This is a genomic window from Streptomyces sp. NBC_00316 (genome assembly GCF_036158715.1).
Lineage (GTDB): Bacteria > Actinomycetota > Actinomycetes > Streptomycetales > Streptomycetaceae > Streptomyces.
The window spans coordinates 1488614-1512220 of the sequence record NZ_CP108023.1; the positions used below are offsets into that span (position 1 = coordinate 1488614).

A 23607-nucleotide genomic window follows, 5' to 3' on the forward strand; every position below is an offset into this window, starting at 1 on the left:
TGATCGAGAAGCCCGCCGGGGAGCGGGCTGTCCGGAGTGTGGAGGGGGCGGGCCGGTGCGGCGCTGGGAGTACGTCGAGGGCAGTGCGTCGAAGTTCTGGGAGACCGGGGCCGACGGCGCCGTGGTGACGGTGCGGTACGGGCGGTGCGGAAGCGACGGGCGCACGCAGAGCAAGGAGTACGCGTCGGCGGACGCCGCGCGGGAGCAGGTGCGCAGAACGATCACCGAGAAGGAGCGCAAGGGCTACCGGGAGGTGGGCGGGGCCGATACCGAGGTGACGGAGGCACCCGCGAGGGCGGCAGGGGCCGGTGGGACCGAGGGAGCTGCTCGGACTGACGGAGCCTCCGGCGGCGCTCAGGGGGCGCTCCCCGACGAGGACACCTTCGAGCTGCCGAGCGCCTGGCGGCGACAACTGCACCCGCGGCGCGGGGGCGTGCGGCGCCCGCCCGGCAAGGCCTCGCAGGAAGCGCTGGACGTGGTGGAGCGCCGGCTCACCGAGGAGCGCGAGTGGATCCGCGAGTTCCTGACGGCTCCGCGCAGCGACGACCGGCTCGTCGAGGCCGCACAGTCGCATCTGGCGGGCAGTCCGGACCCCGTCGGCGCGGCAGTCCTCGCCGCGGCGGTCGGGCTTCATTCGCTGAGGTTCGAGGCATGGGCCGACAGCTGGGCCCAGGCGTACGGACTGCCGTTCGCCGCCCGCGCGGTCGTGGAACTCTTCACAGTGGAAGCGCGATGGGAGCAGTCCGGCAGACGCCGTTACGACCCGTGGGTCACGGCCGCTTCGGCGCGTGGCAACGGTTACTGGACATCGACGCGCCGACCGGCCGCCGACCGCGTCCGTGCCCTGCTCGCCGACGCCGACGCCGAGACCTACCGGACGACGGTCGCCGCACTCGCCCGCTGTCGTACCGATGTGGTGCGCCGCGTCGTCGTGTCGTATCTGGTGCCGAGCGAGACGGAGTGGGTCGCCGAGATCTGCACGGACCCGGAGGTGATTGCCGAGAGCGATCAGACCCTGCGCTCCCTGATGTTCTGTTCACTCAACTCCCCGGAGCAGGTCGGCGAGCTCGCCGAGCGGGCCGGCTCCAGCTGGTCGATCGCCCTGATCGGCACGGTCGCCGAGGGCATCGGTGTGGCGGTCGCACCGCTGCTGGCCACCGCCCTGGACAACCGGTACAGCAAGGACTATGTGAAGCTGATCGCCAACGCGCTGGTGGAGCTCCCGTCGGACGAGTCCTTCGGCCTGCTCCTCGCCCACGCGGACGCGAAGCCTGTGCGGGCCGCCCTGCTCGAGGCGGCACACCGCTATCCGGTCCGTGCGCTGCGCCTGCTCGCCGTCGCCGTGCGCGACGGTTCGGCGCCGTGGTCCGCCGAAGTGAGCAGACTGCTGCTCACCGGGCACATCGGCGCCCACCGCGAACTGGTCGCAGCGGTGATCCCCACGCTCGACGCCGGCCTGGCCGCACTGGTCGAGCCCCTTCTCAACCCTGTCGGGCGGATCGCCGACGCACCCGCACACACACTCCCGGAGCTGCTGGTCTCACCACCGTGGTCCCGTCCGCGCAAGCCGGCCGGCACCACGGTCATCGGCGGGCTGACGGCCGAAGCCGAGCCGGGCATCGTCTGGCTGCCGGGCGAGAAGGAGAAGTGGGCGTCCTGCCGCACCTGGTACAACCGCGAGCGCGAGCGTGACCCCCGGCAGGCGAAGTACTGGGAGGAGCAGGCGGCTTCGTACGCGGCGCAGGAAACCCTGACCAGCCTCGAACCCGCCTGGATGTTCCTGCACGGTCCGGAGGAGACGGTCCGTCCGTGGCTCGGCAAGTGGGCACCGGACGATCTGTGGGACACCGAGGAGACGCTCAAGCCGATCGCCGCCCGTTTCGGGCTCGACGCGCTGCAGGTGCTGCTCCGCGCAGCGCTCCATCAGCCGAGTTCGCTCGCCTCGCTGTTCCTGCCGTACGTGGACGTCACGGTGGCCCGGCACATGGCGGACTGGGCCATGCGCCTCAAGTCGACCGCCGCGACGGCCCGGTCCTGGTTCGCCCGGCATGGCGCCGTGGCCGCCGCCTTTCTGGTGCCGGACGCGGTCGGCAAGGCCGGGCCCGGCCGTCGCGCCGCCGAGCAGGCACTGCTGCAGATCGCCGCGGTCCACGGGGACGCGGTGGTGCGCGAAGCCGCCGCCGGATACGGTGCCGGCGCGTCGGGCGTGATCGACGAACTGCTCTCGGCCGACCCGCTGGAGCGGGCGCTGCCCGCCAAGCTGCCGGCTGTGCCCGCATGGGCGCAACCGGCCCTGCTGCCGCAGATCATCGTCCGGGCAGGGGGCGCGCTGCCGGAGGAGTCCGTCCGGCACGCCCTGATGGTGCTGGCGCTGTCCAAGCCCGGGGAGACATATCCGGGGGTGGCGCCCCTCGTGGAGACGGCGGACCCGGAATCGCTCGCCGAGTTCGCCTGGGCTCTGTTCGAGCAGTGGCGGCTGGCCGGGATGCCCGCCAAGGAGTCCTGGGCGCTGCACGCGCTCGGGCTGCTCGGCGACGACGGGACGGTGCGGAGGCTCACGCCCCTCATCCGGGCCTGGCCGGGCGAGGGCGCACATCACCGGGCGGTCGAGGGTCTGAATGTGCTGGCCGCCATCGGCACCGATGTCGCGCTGCTGCATCTGCACGGCATCTCGCAGCGCGTGAAGTTCAAGGCGCTGAAGGTCCGGGCCCAGGAGAAGATCGCCGAGGTGGCCTCGGGGCTGGGGCTGACCGGCGAACAGCTCTCCGACCGGCTGGTGCCGGACTTCGGGCTGGACGCCGGGGGTTCGACGGTCGTCGACTACGGCACCCGCCGTTTCACCGTCGGCTTCGACGAGCAGCTGCGGCCGTACGTGCTGGACGGCGACGGCAAGCGCCGCAAGGATCTGCCGATGCCGGGTGCGCGGGACGACGCGGAGCTGGCCCCGGCGGAGCGCAAGCGGTTCATGGCGCTGAAGAAGGACGTGCGGACGGTCGCCTCCGACCAGGTGCGGCGGCTGGAGGCGGCGATGGTGACGCGGCGTTCCTGGACGATGGCGGAGTTCCGTGAGCTGTTCCTCCAGCACCCGCTGCTCTGGCACCTGGTGCGCCGGCTGGTGTGGCTGAGCGAGACCGACGGAGTGACCAGTACGTTCCGGGTGGCCGAGGACCGTACGTTCGCGGACGTCGAGGACGAAGCCTTCGAGCCCGCCGACGCCGCAACCGTGCGGATCGCGCACCCGATGGCTCTGGGCGCGGAGCTGGACGACTGGTCGGAAGTGTTCGCCGACTACGAGATCCTGCAACCGTTCCCGCAGCTGGGCCGCGCCGTGTTCCGGCTTGTGGACGGGGAGGCCGGAGGACACCGGCTGCCGCGGTTCGAGGGGCTCAAGGTGCCGACGGGCAAGGTGCTCGGGCTGGAGCGGCGCGGCTGGGAGCGGGGGGTGCCGCAGGATGCCGGGGTCGAACGGTGGATCTCCAAGGAACTCGCCGACAACGTGTATCTGGTGATCGCCCTGGACACCGGCATCGCGGTCGGTGTGGTCGACATGTTCCCGGACCAGACTCTCGAAACGGTGTGGCTCGACGATCACCCCACCGACCACCACCCGCTGCGGACCTATCCGCTGCGGTTCGCCGATCTCGACCCGGTGACCGTGTCCGAAGCACTCGCCGACCTGGCGGAGCTGACCGAGGGCGTCGCGTCATGACCGTGCGGAAGCCGACTGTGGTGACTAAGGCTCCGACGGATGCGGGGTCGGTGCCGAAGGGCCGGTCGGGCGGGGCTTCCGGCGGGGCGGAGAGCGGGCCGTCCGTGCAACGGCCGCCGGCCGAGGTCAGGTACGCCGAGGAGCTGGCCGCGCTGCGCGCCGGCGACCGCGGTCCGCGGCCGCCGGGCTGGGAGTTGAGTCTGCGGGCGGCCCGCAGGTTCGTCATCGGCGACACGGACGCGGGCATCAGCCGGAAGTTCGTCGGCAATCCGTCGCTCGTCGACCGGGCGCTGGTGACCCTGGCGACGAGTCGCGGACTGATGCTGGTGGGCGAGCCGGGCACCGCCAAGTCGCTGCTGTCCGAGCTGATCGCGGCGGCGGTCAGCGGGGACTCGACGCTGACGGTGCAGGGTGGCGCGGCCACCACGGAGGACCAGATCAAGTACGGCTGGAACTACGCGCTGCTGGTCGCCGAGGGCCCGTCGACACGGTCGCTCGTCCCGGCGCCGATGCTGCGCGGGATGGCGGAGGGCCGGCTCGTACGGTTCGAGGAGATCACCCGCTGCCCGCTGGAGGTGCAGGACTCGCTGCTCTCGCTGCTGTCCGAGCGGGTGGTGGCGATCCCCGAGCTGACCGGTCCCGACGGCATGGTCTTCGCCCGGCAGGGCTTCAATGTGATCGCTACGGCCAACACCCGGGACCGCGGCGTCAATGAGATGAGCGCGGCGCTCAAGCGGCGGTTCAACTTCGAGACGGTGTTCCCGATCCCGGACCTGGACACGGAGCTGGCGCTCGTCGAGGCCGAGGTGAGCACCCTGTTGCGGCGCTCGGGCGTGGAGCCGCCACCGGACCGGGACGTCCTGGAGGTCCTGGTCGGTACGTTCCGCGAGCTGCGTGCGGGCGCCGGGTCGGGCGGGCCGGACGGCTCGGGCGCGGGCCCGGACCGGCCCTCGGCCGTGATGAGTACCGCGGAGGCGGTCTCGGTCGCCCATGCCGTGGGCGTACGCGGCTGGTTCCTGCGCGGCGAGCCGGGCAGCGCGGCCGATGTGGTGGCGTGTCTGGCCGGTACGGCTGCCAAGGACAGCCCGGAGGACCTGGCCCGGCTGCGCCGCTACCTGGAGCAGCAGGTGCCGCGCCGCCGCGGCCCGCAGTGGCAGGCCCTGTACGACGCACGCCATCTGCTGGCCGACTGATGCCCGCCGTCTTCCTGGGGGTGCGCCACCACTCCCCCGCCTGCGCCCGGCTCGTCGAGCGGACCATCGAGGAACTGCGCCCCGCCCACGTGCTGGTGGAGGGTCCGGCCGAGATGAACGCCCGGCTGGACGAGCTGCTGCTCGGGCACGAGTTGCCGGTCGCGGTGTTCAGCCACTACCGCGACGGGCAGCGGGCCGCGACGTCGTGGGCACCGCTGTGCGACTACTCGCCGGAGTGGGTCGCGCTGCGGGCGGGCCGGGCAGCCGGTGCGGAGGTCCGCTTCATCGACCTGCCGGCCTGGCATCCGGCGTTCGCCGAGCGCGCCAACCGGTACGCCGACGCGGAGGTCCGGTACGCGGAGGCCACCGAGCGGCTCTGCCGGCACTTCGCGGTGGACTCCTCGGACGCGCTGTGGGACCGGTTGTTCGAGGTGGAGCCGGACGACGGTCTCGCCGCGCGTCTCGACGCGTACTTCGCGCTGGTGCGCGGGGACGCGGAGGCCGATGCGGGTGACCGGGCACGCGAGGCCTATATGGCGGCGTGGGTGCGGGCGGCGTTGGTTGCGGCCGGGGAGCGGCCGGTGCTGGTGGTGACCGGTGGCTTCCACCAGCCGGCGCTGCGCGCGCTCGCCGGGATCCGTGGCTCCGACGGAATCGTCGGCCCCGCTGTCGGTGCTGTCGAGGCTTCCGGTGCTGTCAGCGAACTTCTTTTCGGTGGCGGTGGGGACGGTTGGGCCCTCGGGGCGGACGGGTGGCCGCAGGTGCCCGCTCCGCCGGAGGAGGCACGGGCGGGTAGTTTCCTCGTGCCGTACTCGTTCCGCCAGTTGGACGCGTTCGCCGGGTATCAGTCGGGCATGCCGTCGCCCGGCTACTACCAGCAGGTGTGGGACGCGGGCCCCGAGGCCGCGGCGGACGGGCTGCTGCGAACGGTCGTGGAGCGGCTGCGGGCCCGGAGGTTCCCGGTGTCCACCGCCGATCTGATCGCGGCACGCAGTCTGGCCCAGGGGCTCACCGCGCTGCGCGGCCATCCGCGTCCTGCCAGGATCGACGTGCTGGACGGTCTCGCGGGTGCCCTGATCACGGACGACCTGGACCGGCCGCTGCCGTGGACGAGCCGGGGCACGTTGTCGGCGGGCAGCCATCCTGCGGTCGTCGAGATGGTGGCGGCCTGCAGCGGCGACCGCACCGGGCGGCTGCATCCCGCCACCCCGGCGCCGCCACTTGTACACGATGTGGCGGCGCAGCTCGCCCGGCTGGGACTCGACGGCGGTCACGACCGCGCGTACCGCCTCGACCTCACCGACGCCACCGATCTGGAGCGCAGCCGGGTGCTGCACCGGCTGCGGGTGCTGGGGATCCCGGGTCACGGGCGGACAGCCGGTCCCGAGCACGGCATCGACCCGGTGTTCACCGAGCGCTGGGAGCCGCGGCCGTCGCCGGGGCGCGAGGCCGCGCTGGTCGAGGCGGGGGCGTACGGGGCGGGACTGGCGGAGGCGGCGGCAGCCGTGCTCACCGAGCGGACACATGACGCGGAGGCCGGGGCCGACGCGCTGGCCGGGGTTCTGTTCGACACCGTGCTGTGCGGTGTGGGCGATCTCTCGGAGCAGCTGCTCGCCGAACTGGCCGCACGCGTCGGCCGGCTGAAGGCGCCGGGGCCGCTCGGCGACGTGCTCGCCACGGCTCTGGGCCTGTGGCGGCACGACCGCGTGTACGGGGTGGCGCGCGGCCCCTTGCTCGGCGCCGTGATCGACGGGTCGACGGGTCGGCTGCTGTGGCTGCTGGAGGGCGCGCGCGGCGCGTCGGGGGTGGACTTCCCCCGGTTGCGGGCCGTGGTCGCCGTGCGGGATGCGGTGCTGTACGCGCCGGAGTTGCTTGCCGTGTCGCGGCGGACGGTCGCCGGGATCGCCCAGAGGATCAGCCGTGACCCGGACACCCCCATCGATCTTCGGGGAGCCGCATTCGGCCTGCACCGGGCGCTGGGATCGGCTTCGGGGACATCGACGGATCCGGCCGAGGCAGTGCGTACGGTGGCTGTGGCCGGCCCGGATGCGCTCGGCGACTGGCTGGCCGGGCTGTTCGCGCTCGCCCGTGACGAGGTGACGGGTGCGGCGGAGAGCGGTGAGGGAGTCGGCGGCGCCACGGAGTCGCTGGTCGATGTGCTGGACAGCGCGGTCTGTGCACTGCCCGACGGCGATTTCCTGTCGGGTCTGCCCGCGCTGCGTCAGGCCTTCGCCTTCTTCCCACCACGTGAACGCGAGCGGATCGCCGGACAGTTGCTGGAGCGGCGAGGGGTGCGCGGCTCGGCGCGCGGTCTGCTGCGGACGACCGCGGACCCGCTGCTGATCGCCCGTGCCGGCGCCCTGGAGGAGAACGTGTCCCGGCTGCTGTCCCGTTACGGTCTCGGAGCTGCATCATGACCACGACACCCGAACCGATGACGCCCGACGCCGGGCTGGAGCGTTGGCGGCTGATCCTCGGCGCCGCCGCCGAACGGCACACCGGACCACTGGGGCCGGGCCACGCCGCGCAGGATGCGGCGCTCGACTGGCTCTACGGCCGTGACCCCGACCTCGCCAGACGCGGGGTGCGCCGCTCGGGGACGAACACCCGTCGCACCGGTGGGGACGGGCCTTCGCCGGTGACCGCGATCGACTGGCTCGACGACATCCACCGGCTCTTCCCGACGGAGACCATCGAGCGACTGGAGCGGGACGCCGTCGAGCGGTACGGGATCCAGGAGATCGTCACCGACCCCGCCGTTCTGGAGCGGGTCGAGCCGAGCCCCACACTGCTGCGGGCCGTGCTGCGCACCAAGCACCTGATGAACCCGCAAGTGCTGCGGCTCGCCAGGCGCATCGTCGCGTCGGTGGTCAAGGAGCTCCTGGCCAAGCTGCAACCGGAGGTCCGGCGGGCGTTCCACGGCACCCGGTCCCGCAAGCCGAGCCGGGTGCCGCTGGCAAGGGACTTCGACTTCCGGCAGACCGTGCGGGCCAACCTCGCCCACTACCAGCCGGCTGAGCGGCGCCTCCTGATCGAGCGGGCGCACTTCCACTCCCGTACCCAACGCCATCTCACTCAGTGGCAGCTGATCCTGCTGGTCGACCAGTCGGGTTCGATGGCCGGTTCGGTGATCCACTCCGCGGTGACGGCCGCCTGCCTGTGGGGGCTCCCGGGCCTCAAGACGCACCTCGTCGCCTTCGACAGCAATGTGGTGGACCTGACCTCCGAGGTGTCGGACCCGGTGGAGCTGCTGATGCGGGTCCAGCTCGGCGGCGGAACGGACATCGCGCGGGCCGTACAGTACGGCGCGGATCTGGTGGAGAACCCGCGCCGCACGATCGTCGCGCTGATCACCGACTTCTACGAGGGCGGCGACTCCTACCGACTGCTGCGCACGGTGCGCGGGCTGGTGCAGCAGGGCAGCACGGTGCTCGGCCTGGCCGCGCTGGACGAGGACGCGAACCCCGACTACGACCGCGAACTGGCCGGCCGGCTCGCCGAGGCAGGGGCACACATCGGGGCGATGACACCGGGCCGGCTCGCCGAATTCGTCGCCGAGAGGCTGGGCCGATGACCGAAACGACCACCGGGCCCGCGCCCCGCGCCGATCTGCTGGCCCTGTCCCCCGACACGCTCGCCGCGCTCGCCAACCGCGGCCTGGTCAAACGGGCCACGAAGGAGCTGGACGCGGGCACCGCGCCCAGCCTCACGACCGAGCCCGACACCACGGTCCGTGCTCACTTCGACGACGGCATCACCGTGATCCTTCCGCCCGGCGCCGGTCTGGACAACGGCAGGTGCAGCTGCGCCGCACCGGGAGTGTGCCGCCACCTCGTCGCACTCGTCCTTGCCTATCAGCGTGACGCCGGGGCCGGTGCGGACGGCTCCCGGGCCCCCGCCCCCGTCACCGACTGGTCCCCAGGCTCCACCGACGACCGTGCGCTGACCGATGCTCTCGGCGCCCGCACACTCGCCGCGGCCCGTCGCACCTTCGAACGTGGCTACGGCGCCCTGGTGCACCGACCCACGGCCGAACATCCGGAGCCCTGGGTCGAACTGCCCACCTGTACGGTGCGGTTCCCGGTACCCGGCGAGATCGCGTACGCGCTGACGGACGCGGCCGCCGCGGTACGGGACGAGATGGTGGCGCTGGCGGTCTGGGCGTTCCGGGCCGCCGACGGAGCGGGGACCGAGGACCGGTCCAGCACCGTCCAGGTCGGCGGGCACCCCACCGCCCGGCCCACGGCCCGCCCCGAACTGGACGCGGCGGCGGCGCTCGCCGACGAGCTGCTGCGGGAGGGGGTGGCCCATGCCGGCCCGGTGCTCCGAGGTGCCCTGGCCCGTGCCGGTGCCGCGCTGACCGCCGGTGCGCTGCACTGGCCGGCCGGCGCACTCGCCGAACTGACCGGCCAGCTCGAGGCCTACGCCGAACGCACCGCCCACTACCGCCCCGAGCTGGTCGCCGCCCTGCTCACCGAGGTCCACGCCCGGCGGCAGGCCGCCGCGGTACCCGGTGCGCTCGGCACCCGGGAGGCCGGGGACACCCCGCTGCGCCGGGTCCGGCTCACCTCGCTGGGCTGCCGGGTCCGCGGCACGGCCGAAGCCCTGGTCGCCGAGGTGTATTTCGCGCACCCCGGCGCGGGCACCGTCCTGGTCCTGCGCAGGGAGTGGACGGCCACCGACGGACAGGAGCTCACCGGGCACCGGCTGGCCACCCGCCGTGTCCTGTCCACTTCGCTCTCCGCGCTGGCCACCGGCAGCCTGGTCAGCGAGAGCGTCCGGCGCACCGCGAGCCGCGCCCTGACGATCGCCCGGGGCCGGCTCGGAACCACGAGCATCACGCCGGTCGGCGCCGCGTGGACGGAGCTGCCCGAGCCCCTCCTCGTACGCGATCTGTCGGCTCTCACGGCCAGTTGGCGGGGGCGGCCGCCGCGGCTGATCCGCCCGAGGGTCGAGGCGGAATCGGTGCGGGTCGTCGCCCTGTCCGAGGTGGGGAGCATCGGGTACGACCCCGCCGGACAGTGCCTCGAAGCGCATGTCCTGGACGCTGCGGGAACCCCCGCCGTGCTGACGTCCGCCTATCGCCCGGAGTGCCCGGGGGCGCTGGACGCTCTGGCCGACGCGTTGGAGAGTGGCGCCACGCATATCAGCGGTTCGGTGCACCGCTCCGGCGGCGGCATTGTCATCGACCCGATCGCGGTGCTCACCCCGGCCGGGGTGACCGTGCCCGATCTGGCCGCCGGTGACGGCTCCACGCCCTTGGCGGCGGCCGGAGGCCGCTCACCGGATCCGCTGGCCGCGGCACTGGACGAGGCGATATCCGCGCTCGCCGCCACGGCCCACAGCGGGCTGTCCCGTCCGACCGCCCCGGCCCGGTCCCGTATCGACGAAGCGGCGACCGACCTGTCCCGGACCGGGCTGGCCCGTGCGGCGGCATTGCTGCGGGCATTCCTGAACACGCTGGACGGGCAGTCGGAGAACGGGCGGACCGCCGCCTGGCTGGAGGCCCAGCTCCACCTCCTGGTCAGCAGCGAGCTGCGGGCCGCCGAAAGCTGATGACGCTCGCTCCTGGGTGAGCAACCGTGCCCCGGTCAGGCCCGGTTCAGATAGGCGAGTCCGGGGTGGGCCTTCGTATACCCGTCGACGAGCCGACGGGCGACCGCGACCGAGTCGACCAGCGGGTGCAGGGCGAAGGCCTGTACGGCGGTGGCGCGTGAGCCGGTTGCCGCCGCGTCCAGGACGGCGCGTTCGACGGCCTTCACGGCGGTGACCAGGCCGACGGCGTGATACGGCAGGGGGTCGACGGCTACGGGATGGGCGCCGTTCGCGTCGACGAGGCACGGGACTTCGACGACGGCGTCCGCGTCGAGCACGGACAGCGTGGTGCGGTTGCGGACGTTGAGGATGAGGGAGGTCCGTTCGTTGCGGGCGACGGCCCGCATGAGGGCAAGGGCGACCTGTTCGTACCCGCCGGACTCCAGATCGCTCTCCTCACGTTCTCCGGCTCCGGCGACGTCCCTGTTCCTCGGACATGTAGGTGGCCTCGCGTTCGGCGCGGGTGCGGTCCCAGGCCGGCAGGGCGGGGGTGGCAGGGTCCTGCATCCGGGCGTAGAAGCCCTCCTGCTGGTCGCGGAGGAAGGCGCCGCGGGTCTGGTCGGCGTCCTGGTAGGCGCGGACGGCTTCCCGGTTGAAGTAGTAGTAGTGGAGGTACTCGTTGGGGATCGCGCCGAGTGAACGCAACAACTCTGTGCCGAAGAGCTTCCCCTCCTCGAACGAGCCCAGCAGCTCCGGGTCGGCGAGCAGGCGCGGCAGTTCGTCGCGGCCGTCGATGTACAGACCGCGCACCCAGCCCAGGTGGTTGAGACCGGCGTAGTCGATCCAGGCCCGGCCGGGGTCGGCGCCCAGGACCCGGGCGATACGGCGGCCGAGACCCACCGGTGAGTCGCAGATGCCGATGACCCGGTCGCCGAGGTGGCGTGACATGGCCTCGGTGACCAGACCTGCCGGGTTGGTGAAGTTGATGACCCAGGCGTCAGGGGCGACGGCGGCGATGCGCCGGGCGAGGACGACGGCGACGGGGACGGTGCGCAGCCCGTACGCGATGCCGCCCGCGCCGACCGTCTCCTGGCCGAGCACGCCTTCGTCGAGGGCCACCCGTTCGTCGGCGGCACGGCCTTCGAGGCCGCCGACGCGGATGGCGGAGAAGATGAAGTCGGCGCCGCGCAGTGCCTCGTCGAGCTCGGTGGTGGCGAGGACGGTGGGTGCGTCCGGCACCCCCTCGGCCTGATCGGCGAGGACGCGGGCGACGGCGGTGAGCCGGTCGGCGTCCGTGTCGTAGAGGGTGACGGCGGTGACGCGGCCCTCGGCGCGGTCGGCGAGCAGTGCCCCGTACACGAGAGGAACCCGGAATCCGCCGCCGCCCAGAATTGTCAGCTTCACGCTTCCGCATGGTACGGGGCTCCGCTGCTTCGTCCCGTGCCCGCCACCGGCACGGCGGCAACGCGCGGGCCGGTGGCGACGGACTCCGAGGTCCGGCGCCACCGGCCCGTGGCGACGGCTGTGCCGGGGTGTGGTGCGAACAGCCGGGTCAGTAGCCGTTCCACCAGCGCGTCACCGCACGCCACAGCCTCGCCGGGGCGGCAGGCCTGCGCTGCTGCGGGATCCGTCCGGCGGCCGGCTCCCCGGTGTACGTGCCGTCGGGCGCAGTCCCGGTCCGCGCCCCTGTCCCATGCACCGCACCCGCCGCGCCGGTTGCGGCCTGCGCACCGGCCGGAGCCTGCGAGGGCGCCGGCGGCGTGTGCCGGACCGGCGACTGCACCTCCCAGTCGTCGCGCGCCGCGTTGCGCCGCGCCGGCGTCGGGGGCTCGTCGTCGTCCTGCGGCTCGCGGACGGCGAACTCCGCGGGCAGCCGGACCAGATGCCGGGACATGATGTTCCCGACCCACTCCAGCTCGCTCTCCTCGACGGCCAGTTCGAGGTCGGGCAGGCGCATCAACAGGGCGTCGACACCGACATCCGCGATCGCTCGCCCGATGTCCTGGCCGGGGCATTCGTGCGGGCCGCCACTGAACGCCAGGTGGGCACGGTTGCCTTCCATGTTGGCGGTGAGGTCCGGCCGTACCACCGGGTCCGTGTTGGCGGGTGCGATACCGACGATCAGCGCGTCGCCCGCCTTGATCCGCTGGCCGCCGAGCTCCGTGTCGCCGACCGCCCAGCGGCCGAACACCGCGGTGAACGGCGGCTCGTCCCACAGCGTCTGCTCGACCGCCTCCGGCACCGTCATATGGCCGCCGCTGAGCCGGGCCCGGAACCGCGGGTCGGTGAGCACCATCCGCAGCACGTTGGCGATCAGGTTGGCGGTCGCCTCGTACGCCGCGATGAGGATCAGCCGCAGATGTTCGGCGACCTCCGTGTCGGTCAGGCCCGCGGGATGCTCGACGAGCCAGGTGGCGAAGTCGGTGTCGGGCTCCTTGCGGCGCCGGGCGACCAGCCGGTTCAGCGCGGCGAGCACATAGGCGTTGCTCGCGACGGCGGTCGCCGTGCCCCGGGTCATGTCACGGGCGGCCTGCACCATCCGGTCGTTGTACTCCTCGGGCATGCCGAGGATCGCGCACATCACCATCATCGGCAGCCGCTCGGCGAACCGGCTGACCAGGTCGACGCGGCCCTCCTGGCAGAACTCGTTGACCAGCCGGTTGCTGTAGCGGTTGATGTGGCGGCGGACGCCGCGGTGGTCGATGCGCGCCATGCTGTCGGTGACCGCACCGCGCAGCCGCTCGTGGTCGGCGCCGTCGGCGAACACGCACACCGGCTGCCAGGTGAAGATCGGCGCCAGCGGGTGGTCCGGGGCGACACTGCCGTCCTGAAGGGCCCGCCAGCGCCGGGAGTCGCGGGAGAACTGCGAGGGGGTGCGGGTCATGTGCAGGTTCTCGCTGTGCCCGAGCACCAGCCAGGCGGGTACGTCTCCGTGCAACAGGACCGGTGCCACAGTGCCGTGTTCGGCGCGCAGCTTGTCGTACAGCCCTGCGGGGTCCCGTTCGGCCTCGGGGCCGTAGTACCGGCGCAGCCCGCCGGGTCCGATACCGAGTCCATGGGCCGGGCACTCGGGGGGTGGAACCGGCCCCGTGGCCGCTCCGGGCTCGTAGTCGAAAGGGGATGTCACGATCGCTCCAGGGATAAGGCTGCCAAGGTCGGATGAGGACGGGCGAAGGACCGGGCGGGTTTTCAGCGGATCTTCAGCAGGTGCCGTGCGGGTGTCCGGTGAGGTGGAGCAGATGCGCCGGGCGGGGGCGCGGTTGCGGTCAGCCGAGCGGGACGGCCAGGCTGTGCAGGTAGCGCATCAGGGTCATCAGCACATCGCGGCTGGACGCGCGCAGTCTCGCGTCGCAGTCGATCATCGGGACCTCGTCCGGCAGGTCCAGTGCACTGCGCAGGGCCTCGACGGGGTGCTTCGGTGCGTCCGGGAAAGTGTTGACGGCGACGACGAACGGCACTCCGCGCTCCTCGAGCCGTCCGATCACGTCGAAGCTGACCTCGAGGCGCCGGGTGTCGATGAGGACGACGGCGCCGAGGGCGCCCTCGAAGAGGCCGTTCCACAGGAACCAGAAGCGTTCCTGCCCCGGGGTGCCGAACAGGTAGAGAATCAGCTCCTCGCTGATGCTGATCCGGCCGAAGTCCATGGCGACGGTGGTGGCGGTCTTGCTCTCCACTCCGACGTTGTCGTCCACGCCGACGCCGGCCTGGGTCATGGTCTCTTCGGTGGTGAGGGGCCGGATCTCGCTGACGGAACCGACCATGGTCGTCTTACCGACCCCGAATCCACCGACGATCACCACCTTCACGGCCGCCGTGGCCGTGGTCGGAAGGATGTCCTCGGTCCTGGGACCGGTGATCGTGTCAGAGTTTCTGAAGTCCATGCATCACCGCTTCGAGAAGAGACCTGTCCGGGAGAGTGGCGCGGACAATGGGTGCGCGCGATTCGATCAGTTCGGTCGTGAGGAGATCGGTGAGGAGCGAGGTCACCACGCTGAACGGCAGGCTGAGGTAGGCCGAGATCTCGGCGACGGATAAGGGCGCCTGACAGAGCCGCAGGATCACGGCCTGTTCGGGCTGGACCGTCGGGGTCGGCTGTTCCTTCGCTACGACCATCGTGACCAGGTCGAGCGGCGCCCGCTCACTTCCGTCGGGATCGCCGGTGATCACGTACAGCCGTTCCGGATCGCTCAGTGCCGGATCGGCCGATCGGCGTTCTCGTCGGGGAGAACTCATCCGGCCTGCCCGTCGTGGCGGGGCGGGCTCGTGAGATGGGCGCCGATCCGGACGACCATGTCGCGCATCCGTGCTCCGACGAGTCCCGCGTCCACCGTCTCTCCGGCGAGTACGGCGAGATAGGCACCGGTCCCGGCGGCCATCAGGTAGAAGAAGCCGCCGGTCACTTCGATGACGACGAGCCGCATCAGTCCGTCGCTGTAAGGGATTTCGGAGGCCACGGCGGCGGCCAGGCTCTGCAGTCCTGCGCAGGCGGCCGCCAGCCGGTCGGCGACGTCGGGATCGCCGCCGTGCCGGGCGATGCGCAGGCCGTCCGCGGAGAGGACCACGATCTGATGGATGTCCGGAACGTCATCGGCCAGTTCCTTGAGCATCCAGTCCATGTTGCCCCGCTGCTGGATCACTTCAGATCTCCCTTGTCCCGCGCGTCGTCAGAGTCTTCGCCGGTCTTCGGCTCCTGCGGCACGCCGTTGACGGCGTTGGTGAATGCCTCCAGCCAGAGCCCGGGCGGCGGTTCCTTGCTGTCGGCGCTGCCGTTGCTGTGACCGTTGCGCTGTGCTGCGGTGGGGGCGGAGGGCTGCGCGGGGAGGTTGTGCGATCCCAACGGGGCGCGGCCACGGCTGCGCCGCTGCGGGAGGCCGCCCGCCGTCCACTCGGTCACCACGGGGACGTCGTCCTCCGCGGCGGACTGGGGGCCGGCCGGCCGGGAGTCGGAGGCGACCGGGCCGGTGGCGGGGCGGGCGTCCACCGGGAGCGGCGCGCGGCGCTTGCTGCGCGGCGGCACGACGTGCTTCAGATTGGCGAGGTCGATGTCGCTGGTGGGCCTGGACGTGGCGCCGATGCCGTGGGCGATACCGGGGGCGGGACCGGTGGTGATCATGGCGCGGGGCACGATGAGCACGGCGCGGACCCCGCCGTACGCGGACTGCCGCAGTGAGACCTGGAGGTCGTACATCCGGGAGAGCCGGCCGACGACGGCCATGCCGAGGCGCGGGGACTCGCCGAGGTCGTTCATGCTGGATCCGGCCTGGGCCCGGGCGAGCATGTTCTCGGCCCGCGCACGGGCCTCCTCGCTGAGGCTGACTCCGCCGTCCTCGATCTCGATCGCGATGCCGGTCTGCACCTCGACCGCGGTGACGTGCACGCGGGTCTGCGGCGGCGAATAGCGGGTGGCGTTGTCGAGGAGCTCGGCGCAGGCGTGGATGAGCGGCTCGACCGCGGTACCGATGATGGCGACCTTGGCGATCGAGTGCAGATCGACGCGCGGGTACTCGAGAATTCGGGACATGGCGCCACGCAGCACGCTGAACAGCGGTACGGGCTTGGGCCATTGGCGGCTGGGCCGGGCGCCGCCGAGTACGGCGATGGAGTCGGCGAGGCGGCCGATCAGTGCGGTGCCGTGGTCGATGCGGAGCAGGTCGTCGAAGACGTCGGGGTTGCGCCCGTGGTGCTCCTCCATCTCCCGCAGTTCGCTGGCCTGGCGGTGGACGATCGCCTGGACACGCCGGGCCACGTTGACGAAGGCGCGCTGTGCGGAGTCGCGCGCGGCCTCCTCGTTGTCGATGATGTCCAGCACGGAGCGGACGAGGGCACGTTGGGCGTCGGGGAGGTCGCGGTACTGCTCGTCGCCGTCGACGACGTCGCGCAGCACCTCGTCGGGCGAGTTGCCCACCCGGAGCCGGTGGATCGCGGCCGGCAGCAGCTCCTTGTTGATCCGGACGGCCTCTTCGTCATGGGTGGCGAGGCGGTGTTCCAGAACGGCGACGCGGCGTTCGTATTCGGCGCGCTGCCGACGCAACGCGCGGGAGCGGCGGGCGAGCGCGACCATCAGCAGGGCGACCACGACGGTGGAGACCGCACCGCACCAGACGACTGGTATCCGCGCGGGCTCGGAGACCAGTGCCGCGGCGGCGGCGGTCGCTCCGGCCATCACCAGCACAGGGAGCAACGCGGCGCGAGCAAGGGGGACTTCTCGGTCGATCGGCGGTGATTCAACTCGAACCATCTAAGACCTCTGGCGGTTGATTCGGAGGTGTACGCGCATCCAAGGCGCGCGAGAACAAGCGCTCGAATTCGTATCAACTCGACTTCACTGCGCGTGAGCTTAGCCAGATCGAAACACTGGTTCGGCATATTCACCCAACCCTCTGCGCAAGCGCTCGGGCGGTAATACACTCACGAGTTTTTGCACGCACCGCCTCCGGCCGTGCGCGAGGAGTGACGAGCGGAAGGAAGACGGCTGGCCCGGCTTCTCACGTACCTCACCGCGGGACACCTGCTGAGTTTTCGAGAGGAATGGATCAGATGCACGTCACACCGTCCCGCCCTACGGGACGAGGGCACGTATGACCGAAGTGGATCGAAAGGAGCAGATTCATGACCGCGGGAAGGGCGGGCGAAAAAGTCACCACAGTGACGCGCGTGGCGGGCGGGATCGGCGCGGCGATCTGCAGCGTCCTGAGCCTCACAGGGCGCAACCGTCGTCACAGGCCGACAGAGCCGTCGCAGCCGATCGGGCGAGCCGTCAACGGGACGCACCGGCAGAAGAACCGTCGATCGAGGGAGAGACGAGCACACCATGGGATCGACGAGTGGCTACACCATCGAATCACTGGACACCGGACTACGGCTGATGCAGCTGTTCCGCACCCATGACTCGCTCACCGTCTCGGAGGCCGCCGCGCTGCTCTCCGTCGGACGGTCCACCGCCCACCGTGTGCTCAGCACCCTGGAGGGGCGGGGCTTCGTGGTCCGGGACTCCTCCGGGCACGGCTACGCGGCCGGCCCGGAACTGGTTCGGCTCGGCCACCCAGCCGGATTCGGCACGGCCTTCCGCGAACGGCTCGGGCCCGTACTGGACGACGCGGCCCGACGCACCGGCGAGACGGTGCAGAGCGTGACCCTGATCGGCGATCAGATCATCGTCACCGACGGGCGGGAGTCGTCGCATCCGGTGCGGGTGATGCTGGCGACCGGTCGTACGCACCCCGCACACGCCACCGCGGGCGGCAAGATGCTGCTCTCCGGGATGACGACGGAACAGCTCTGCTCCCTCTACCCGCAGGAACAGCTGCCCGAGGTCACCCCGCGCACCCACACATCGCGTGCCGCCCTGCTCGCGGAGCTGGAGGGCATCCGTGAGCGCGGCCATGCGGTGAGCCTGGGCGAGTCGGTGCGGGGCGTGAACACCGTCGCCGTACCGCTGGCCGGCTCCTGCCGGCGCGACCGTCTCGCCCTCACGGCGTCGGCACCTGCCGACCGCGGCGACGAAACGGCGCTCGCCCGGCGCGCCGACGAGCTGCACCGGTCCGCGGCACAGCTGGTGTCCGCCCGGCAGCCGCCCGACGGGCCCCGTGCGTGACCCGGTCGGTGCGCGTCGGCGCGGGTCAGCGCCGGCCCCCGCCGATGCGCCCCTCCAGCTGCACCAGCAACTCGCTGAGCTGTGAGCTCAGTTCGCCGCGGGTCCGGTCGTCGAGACCGGACAGCACGGAGCGTTCGTACGCCAGTTGCCGGGGCAGGAGCTGATCGACCAGGCTGCGGCCCTCGTCGGTGAGACGGACGTGGGCGACGCGGCGGTCCCGGGCGTCGCTGCGGCGGTCGACCAGGCCGCGCTCCTGCAGGACCCGGAGGCGTTTGGTGACGGCGGCTCCGGACGAGAACGTCTCACGGGCCAGTTCGCCGGGGGTGAGTTCGCGGTCGGTCCGCCGTACGGCGCCCAGCAGGTCGAACTCGGCGCGGGTCAGTCCGGCGGCACGCAGCGGGGCGTCCTCCGCCTGCTGGAGCAGAGCGGCGCAGCGGTTGATGCGGCCGATGAGTTCCATCGGTCCGGTGTCCAGTTCCGGGTTGACTGCCTGCCACTGGCGTACCACCGTGGCGACGATGTCGTCGGTCACACCGCTCCGTTCTCCGGGGCGGGGGCGATCAGCCCCTGCCGTGTTGCTGTCGCGGCGAGCGTACGGTGTCCGGCCTGCTCGGCCGCGAGAAGCTGCTCCTCGGGCAGGGCGCGCTGCCACCATTCACCCGCTGCCGTGTCGCCCGCCTCGTGCAGTTCGACGAGCGATCCCGTCAGCCTGCGACGGGCTGCATCAAGGGCGGCGGGCGCGGGCGCCGCGGCGGCGAGGGTCTGTACGGCGTGGGCGCGGGCCCGATCGGTGGCGGCGAGGGCCCGTTCCAGGCGTCCGGTGGCCCGGCGGTTGGTGACGGCCATGGCGGCCAGCAGTCCGACGGCGGCGCCGATGACGGTGTCCAGGACCCGGTCGCCGATCAGTTCGCCGGCCGGGTGGGTGCCGCCGAACTCGATCACGAGCAGGGCCATCGGGGTCACGGCGATGGAGCCGAGCCAGTAGTTGCGGGTGATCAGGGCCTCGGCGGCGAAGTTGAAGAAGAGGCAGCAGCCGATGAGTGCCAGCGGGCTCGTCCGGGAGACGGGCAGGACGGCGGCGAAGACGAGCACACCGAGGAGATTGCCGAGGGTGCGCTGCAGGGTCCGGTTCCAGGAGAGCGTGACATTGGGCTGGTAGAGGGAGGCGGCGGTGACGATCGCCCAGTAGGGGCGGCCGACGCCGAAGGCCATGGAGACGTAGCCGGCGAGCGCGCAGCCGATGAGGGCGCGGGCGGCGATGGGGAGCAGCGGGGAGCCGGGGGCGAGGGCGCGCAGCAGCGCCCGGCGGGCGTCGCGGCGGCTTCCGGTCCGGCGGGCGGCCGGCCTGGCGTCGGCCCCGAAGATCTCCTCGACGGCGCCGGGGGCGGGCGGCGGGGTGGGGACGGGACCGCGGGCCCGGGTCTGCCGGGCCCAGGCGCGGAGCCGGTCGGGGTGGGCCACGCGGGCTTCGGGGTGGGTCCGGTCGCCGGTGCGGCCGGCCGCGCCGTCGTGGTCACCTGCTGCGGCGAGCGCACCGTCGCGGTCCGTGGTAAGCGCGTGGCCGCCGGAGTGAGCGCCCAGGGCGCCCCGGGCGAGCGTGGCCTCGGCGTGGACGAGAAGGCGTTCCAGCTCCCGGCGTACCGGCGTGGGGCGCCCGGCGGCGAGCAGTGCCTGCCAGGCCGCGTGAATGGCGGCGACCGCGGCGCGCCGGGTGCGGTGTCCGGGATCGTCCGCGTACGCGGCGGCGGCGCTGAGGGCGCGGGCGGTCGCGCGCCGCTCCGGACCTTCCCGCCGGATCAGCGCGGGGCCGGCGGTGACCAGCCAGGAGACCGCGCCCGCGGCCAGGGTCAGCGCCAGGTGCGCGGGAACCTGCCCGAGGTGCTGGGGGGCGAAGAGGGCGGCCGAGGTGACGAAGGTGAAGATCACCGGTCCGGGCGGTCCGATGCGGGTGGCGTCGCAGAGCGCCTTCTGCCCGGCGGCGAGGAGGGCGCCGACGGCGATCAGCACGGCGGTCGAGTCGGTGAGCGAGGCCGTGACCAGGGATATCGCCATGCCGACGAGCATGCCGACGACGACTGCGGCGACGGCACGGGCACGGCGGGCGTACGGGAGGCTGTGGCCGTACAGCGCACAGAGCGATCCGGCCATGGTGTACATGACGAGGTCGAGCCGGTCGAGGCCGTACAGCAGCAGGTTCGGTACGGCGGAGGCGACGACCACGCTCAGCGCCGGCTTGAACCACGTGTCCGAGGGACGGGTCAGGCGCAAGGGGCCGACCAGCGGGAGTCTGCGGACGGAGGGCTGCCGGGTTCGGATGGTTGTATCGCTCACTCCAACATCTTAACAGGTATTACACCCGTAAAACACTTTCCCCGGACCGCGCCGCGCTTGGTCCGGCCCCGCGGCCGGTCATAACGTGCGAGTACAGATCGACCCGCGCACAGCCGTCGACCGACACAAGGAACAGAGGAAGCGCGATGAAGCTCACCGAACCGGTCTCCGGGGGTCCCTGCTGGGTCGAGCTCAGCACGCCCGACATCCCTGCGGCCAAGACCTTCTACGCGGCGCTCTTCGGCTGGCGGTCCGAGACCGATCCGCGCGAGGAGGCCGGCGGCTACACGATGGCGCACGTCGGCGATGCGCGGGTCGCCGCGCTCAGCCCCGTCTACCAGCCGGGACAGCATCCCGCCTGGACCGTCTCGTTCGCCACCGAGGACGCGGACGCCGCCGTCGAGAAGGTGACGGCGGCGGGCGGCTCTCAGCTGGTCGGTCCGATGGACGTCTTCGACGCGGGGAGGTTCGCCGTGGTCGCCGACCCGTCCGGCGCGGTGTTCTCGCTGTGGCAGGGCCGGGCCTTCGCAGGTACCGACCTGCTGAACGAGCCGGGCTCGCTCGGCTGGGTCGAGCTCGTCGCCCGGGAGGCCGATCCGGCGCTCGCCTTCTACCCGGCGGTCTTCGGCTGGACCGTCACCGCGTCGAAGACGTACCCCCAGTGGGGTGTCGACGGCGCCGACTTCGGCGGCCTGCTGGCGAGCGACGAGATGCTCCCGCCCGAGGCGCCGCCGAACTGGCTGCCCTATTTCGCGGTGGCGGACGCCGACGCGACCGCGGCCACCGCGCAGAGCGCGGGCGGTGAAATGATCATGCCTCCGACGACCCTCCCGGGCGGCCGGCAGATCGCGGTGGTCCGTGATCCGCAGGGAGCTGTGTTCGGTATCTACCGGGCGGGCGAGGAGGGCTGACCGTTCCCGGCGCGAACAGGGGCGAGGGGGTCCAGGCATGTCCCGGCGCCGACGGGGACCAGAGGTGACACGCGGGAGGACCGCGGTGGAGTCGCTGGACGCGGAGCGCCGGGCAGACTGATCGCGACGCCCGGGGACCGGGGCACCCACCGGTTCGGCATCCGCTGCAGGGCGCCGGCGACACGGCCTTCTGGAGTTCAGCTGATGTACGAGAGCGATGCCGGCCTTCTCGCCCCCGGGCGGGCCGGCACCCCTGCCGAGGCGAGCACCGGAGACAGCGCCTTTCTCCGGGCGATGCTCGACGCCGAGGCCGCACTGACCCGCGCCCAGTCCGCCTGCGGACTCGCCCCCGCCGGGGCCGGGCCGGCGGTGACGGAGGCGGCCGACGCCGCCCGCTTCGACGTACGGGATCTGGCGCTGCGGGCCCGCGCCGACGGCAACCCGGTCACCCCTCTGATCGCGGACCTCGCGGCGGCGGTGCCGGAGGACGCCCGGCCGTATGTGCACCGGGGCGCGACGAGCCAGGACATCCTCGACACGGCCATGATGCTGGTCGCCTCGCGGACGCTGGCGGAGGTGCTCGACGATCTGGAACGGACGGCGGGCGAGGTGGCACGGCACGCGGCCGCACACCGCGACACCCCGATGGCGGGCCGCATGCTCACTCAGCACGCCGTGCCGACCACCTTCGGGCTGAAGGCCGCGGGGTGGCGTGCACTGATCCTCGACGCGCGGGACCGGCTGACTACAGTACGGGGCTCGCTGCCCGCCCAACTGGGCGGCGCTGCGGGCACCTTGGCGGCCTTCTCCGCCTTCGCCCCCGCCACCGCCGACGCCCCCGTCGACGGGCCTGCTCTGATGGCCGCGTACGCCCGCGAACTCGGCCTCGCGGAACCCCTGTTGCCCTGGCACACCCTGCGTACCCCGGTCGCCGATCTCGCCGGTGCGCTCGCCTTCACCGCGGGCGCCCTCGGCAAGATGGCCGCCGACGTGCTCACGCTGTCCCGCACCGAGATCGGCGAGGTCGAGGAGGAGGGTGGCTCGTCCTCCATGCCGCACAAGGCGATTCCGGTACGCGCCACGCTGATCGCGGCGGCCGCCCGGCGTGCGCCCGGTCTGGCGGCCCCGCTGTACGGCTCGCTGGCCGCCGAGGACGAGCGGCCCGCCGGGGCGTGGCACGCCGAGTGGGAACCGCTGCGCGATCTGCTGCGGCTCGTCGGCGGCGCCGCTCGCGACGGCGCCGCCCTGGCGGCGGGGCTCCGGGTCGTCCCGTACGCCATGCTGGAGAACCTGCACCTCACCGATGCCCTGATCGTCTCGGAGCGGCTGGTCGCCGTGTTCGCCGACCGGATCGGCCGGGCGCGCGCCAGGGAGGTCCTGGTGGGCGCGGCGGCCCGGGCCCGCTCCGAGACGACGGACCTGTCCGATGTGCTCGTCGACGTCCTCCACGAGGAGCCCGAGCTGGCCGGGCTGGATCTGGCCGAACTGACCGATCCGGCACGTTACACCGGGTCCGCGAGCCTCCTCACCGGCCGCGCGCTGGACCGCCGATGACGGTCGGGCCCGACCGCCTGCTGCACCACCGCGCACCGGGCCCGGCCGTCGCGGTCGCCCACGGCCCGCGGCGGTGAACCGGCCGCGAGCCGTACGAGGACACGTCCGCGACGCCCCGAACCGCCGGTCAGGGCGCGGCAGGACCGGCACCCTCCCCAGGAACCCGGCTCGCCTCGTCGTCCCTGACCCGGGCGTGGATGTGCATGTCGTGCCAGCCGTCGGCGTGCAGATGGCCCCGCCGCCGGGTGCCCTCCAGCGAAAACCCCGACTTGGCCGCGACGCGGCAGGACGCCTCGTTCATGACCGAGTGGACGAGTTCGAGGCGCTCGAAACCGATCTCGTCGAAGGCCCAGCGCGCCACGGCGGTCATGGACCGGGGTGCGACGCCCTGCCCGCGGGCGCCGCGCAGCGTCCAGTACGCACATTCCGCCTGGCCGGTGCCGAGCATCAGCGAGCGGAGCGAGATCCGGCCGAGCAGTTCCTCGGCGCCGTCGGACGCGCCGCCCTTCGGGCGGACGACCGCCCAGTGGATACCGGTCTCGGCGTGCCAGGCTTCCTGCCACTGCTCGATCCAGTCGAGGGCCTCGTCCTCGGAGTCGGCCCGTCGCAGGTGCCAGCGCTGGATCACCGGGTCCGAGAAGGCGGCGAACACGGCAGGTGCGTCCGTGTACTCCCACGGTCTCAGGCGCAGACCGCCATCGGCCGTCAGAGCGGGTTGTGCGCCGTCCGCGAGGCGGCCGGACGGGATGTGGGGCGGCACCAGGTAGGGCATGCCGGTCA

At 72.6% G+C, this 23607-nt stretch carries 16 protein-coding genes and 1 pseudogene; 8 read left to right on the plus strand and 9 right to left on the minus strand.

Annotated elements, in window-relative coordinates:
- Positions 1 to 55: 55 nt before the first annotated feature.
- Genes OG878_RS06685 through OG878_RS06705 form a run of 5 tightly spaced genes read left to right on the plus strand, consistent with a single transcriptional unit; the run spans position 56 to position 10458 of the window.
- Positions 56 to 3709, plus strand: coding sequence for a DUF4132 domain-containing protein (locus OG878_RS06685; RefSeq protein WP_328885917.1), 3654 nt, complete (start codon positions 56 to 58; stop codon positions 3707 to 3709).
- A gap of 2 nt (positions 3710 to 3711) precedes the next feature.
- Complete coding sequence (locus OG878_RS06690; protein WP_443049240.1) at positions 3712 to 4902, plus strand: ATP-binding protein; 1191 nt, start codon at positions 3712 to 3714, stop codon at positions 4900 to 4902.
- Positions 4902 to 7319: a DUF5682 family protein gene (locus OG878_RS06695; protein WP_328885919.1), complete on the plus strand. Its 2418-nt coding sequence runs from the start codon at positions 4902 to 4904 to the stop codon at positions 7317 to 7319. Before OG878_RS06690 ends, OG878_RS06695 begins: the two co-directional genes overlap by 1 nt.
- Positions 7316 to 8476, plus strand: coding sequence for a VWA domain-containing protein (locus OG878_RS06700; protein WP_328885920.1), 1161 nt, complete (start codon positions 7316 to 7318; stop codon positions 8474 to 8476). Before OG878_RS06695 ends, OG878_RS06700 begins: the two co-directional genes overlap by 4 nt.
- Complete coding sequence (locus OG878_RS06705) at positions 8473 to 10458, plus strand: hypothetical protein (RefSeq protein ID WP_328885921.1); 1986 nt, start codon at positions 8473 to 8475, stop codon at positions 10456 to 10458. The genes OG878_RS06700 and OG878_RS06705 overlap by 4 nt, the downstream gene beginning before the upstream one ends.
- A 35-nt stretch (positions 10459 to 10493) precedes the next feature.
- Here the strand turns inward: OG878_RS06705 and OG878_RS06710 are convergent.
- The 6 genes and pseudogenes from OG878_RS06710 to OG878_RS06735 form a co-directional block, all read right to left on the minus strand.
- Positions 10494 to 11841 (minus strand): annotated as a pseudogene (locus tag OG878_RS06710) (6-phospho-beta-glucosidase).
- A gap of 148 nt (positions 11842 to 11989) precedes the next feature.
- Positions 11990 to 13564: a cytochrome P450 gene (locus tag OG878_RS06715; protein WP_328885922.1), complete on the minus strand. Its 1575-nt coding sequence runs from the start codon at positions 13562 to 13564 to the stop codon at positions 11990 to 11992.
- Positions 13565 to 13703: 139 nt separating this feature from the next.
- Positions 13704 to 14318: a GTP-binding protein gene (locus OG878_RS06720; protein WP_277330059.1), complete on the minus strand. Its 615-nt coding sequence runs from the start codon at positions 14316 to 14318 to the stop codon at positions 13704 to 13706.
- The gene (locus tag OG878_RS06725; protein ID WP_277330060.1) at positions 14299 to 14670 is read right to left on the minus strand and encodes a DUF742 domain-containing protein; all 372 of its coding nucleotides are present in this window, start codon (positions 14668 to 14670) and stop codon (positions 14299 to 14301) included. Before OG878_RS06725 ends, OG878_RS06720 begins: the two co-directional genes overlap by 20 nt.
- Positions 14667 to 15074: a roadblock/LC7 domain-containing protein gene (locus OG878_RS06730; protein ID WP_037698641.1), complete on the minus strand. Its 408-nt coding sequence runs from the start codon at positions 15072 to 15074 to the stop codon at positions 14667 to 14669. Before OG878_RS06730 ends, OG878_RS06725 begins: the two co-directional genes overlap by 4 nt.
- Positions 15071 to 16675: a sensor histidine kinase gene (locus tag OG878_RS06735; RefSeq protein WP_328885923.1), complete on the minus strand. Its 1605-nt coding sequence runs from the start codon at positions 16673 to 16675 to the stop codon at positions 15071 to 15073. Before OG878_RS06735 ends, OG878_RS06730 begins: the two co-directional genes overlap by 4 nt.
- A 573-nt stretch (positions 16676 to 17248) precedes the next feature.
- On the opposite strand from OG878_RS06735, the gene OG878_RS06740 reads away from it, so the two are divergent.
- Positions 17249 to 18031, plus strand: coding sequence for an IclR family transcriptional regulator (locus OG878_RS06740; protein ID WP_328885924.1), 783 nt, complete (start codon positions 17249 to 17251; stop codon positions 18029 to 18031).
- Positions 18032 to 18056: 25 nt separating this feature from the next.
- Here the strand turns inward: OG878_RS06740 and OG878_RS06745 are convergent, their stop codons facing one another.
- Both OG878_RS06745 and OG878_RS06750 read right to left on the minus strand, forming a co-directional pair.
- Complete coding sequence (locus OG878_RS06745) at positions 18057 to 18563, minus strand: MarR family winged helix-turn-helix transcriptional regulator (RefSeq protein ID WP_328885925.1); 507 nt, start codon at positions 18561 to 18563, stop codon at positions 18057 to 18059.
- Complete coding sequence (locus OG878_RS06750) at positions 18560 to 20362, minus strand: FUSC family protein (RefSeq protein ID WP_328885926.1); 1803 nt, start codon at positions 20360 to 20362, stop codon at positions 18560 to 18562. Before OG878_RS06750 ends, OG878_RS06745 begins: the two co-directional genes overlap by 4 nt.
- A 146-nt stretch (positions 20363 to 20508) precedes the next feature.
- Between OG878_RS06750 and OG878_RS06755 the strand changes: the two genes are divergently transcribed.
- The gene (locus OG878_RS06755; protein WP_328885927.1) at positions 20509 to 21273 is read left to right on the plus strand and encodes a VOC family protein; all 765 of its coding nucleotides are present in this window, start codon (positions 20509 to 20511) and stop codon (positions 21271 to 21273) included.
- 204 nt (positions 21274 to 21477) lie between these two features.
- A complete protein-coding gene (gene pcaB, locus OG878_RS06760) occupies positions 21478 to 22827 on the plus strand; it encodes a 3-carboxy-cis,cis-muconate cycloisomerase (protein ID WP_328885928.1) in 1350 nt (449 codons plus the stop codon).
- Positions 22828 to 22954: 127 nt separating this feature from the next.
- Here pcaB and OG878_RS06765 read toward each other — a convergent pair whose 3' ends face one another.
- Entirely contained in the window at positions 22955 to 23599 is a 645-nt protein-coding gene (locus OG878_RS06765; protein WP_328891150.1) for a GNAT family N-acetyltransferase, read from the minus strand.
- Between the last annotated feature and the right edge of the window lie 8 nt (positions 23600 to 23607).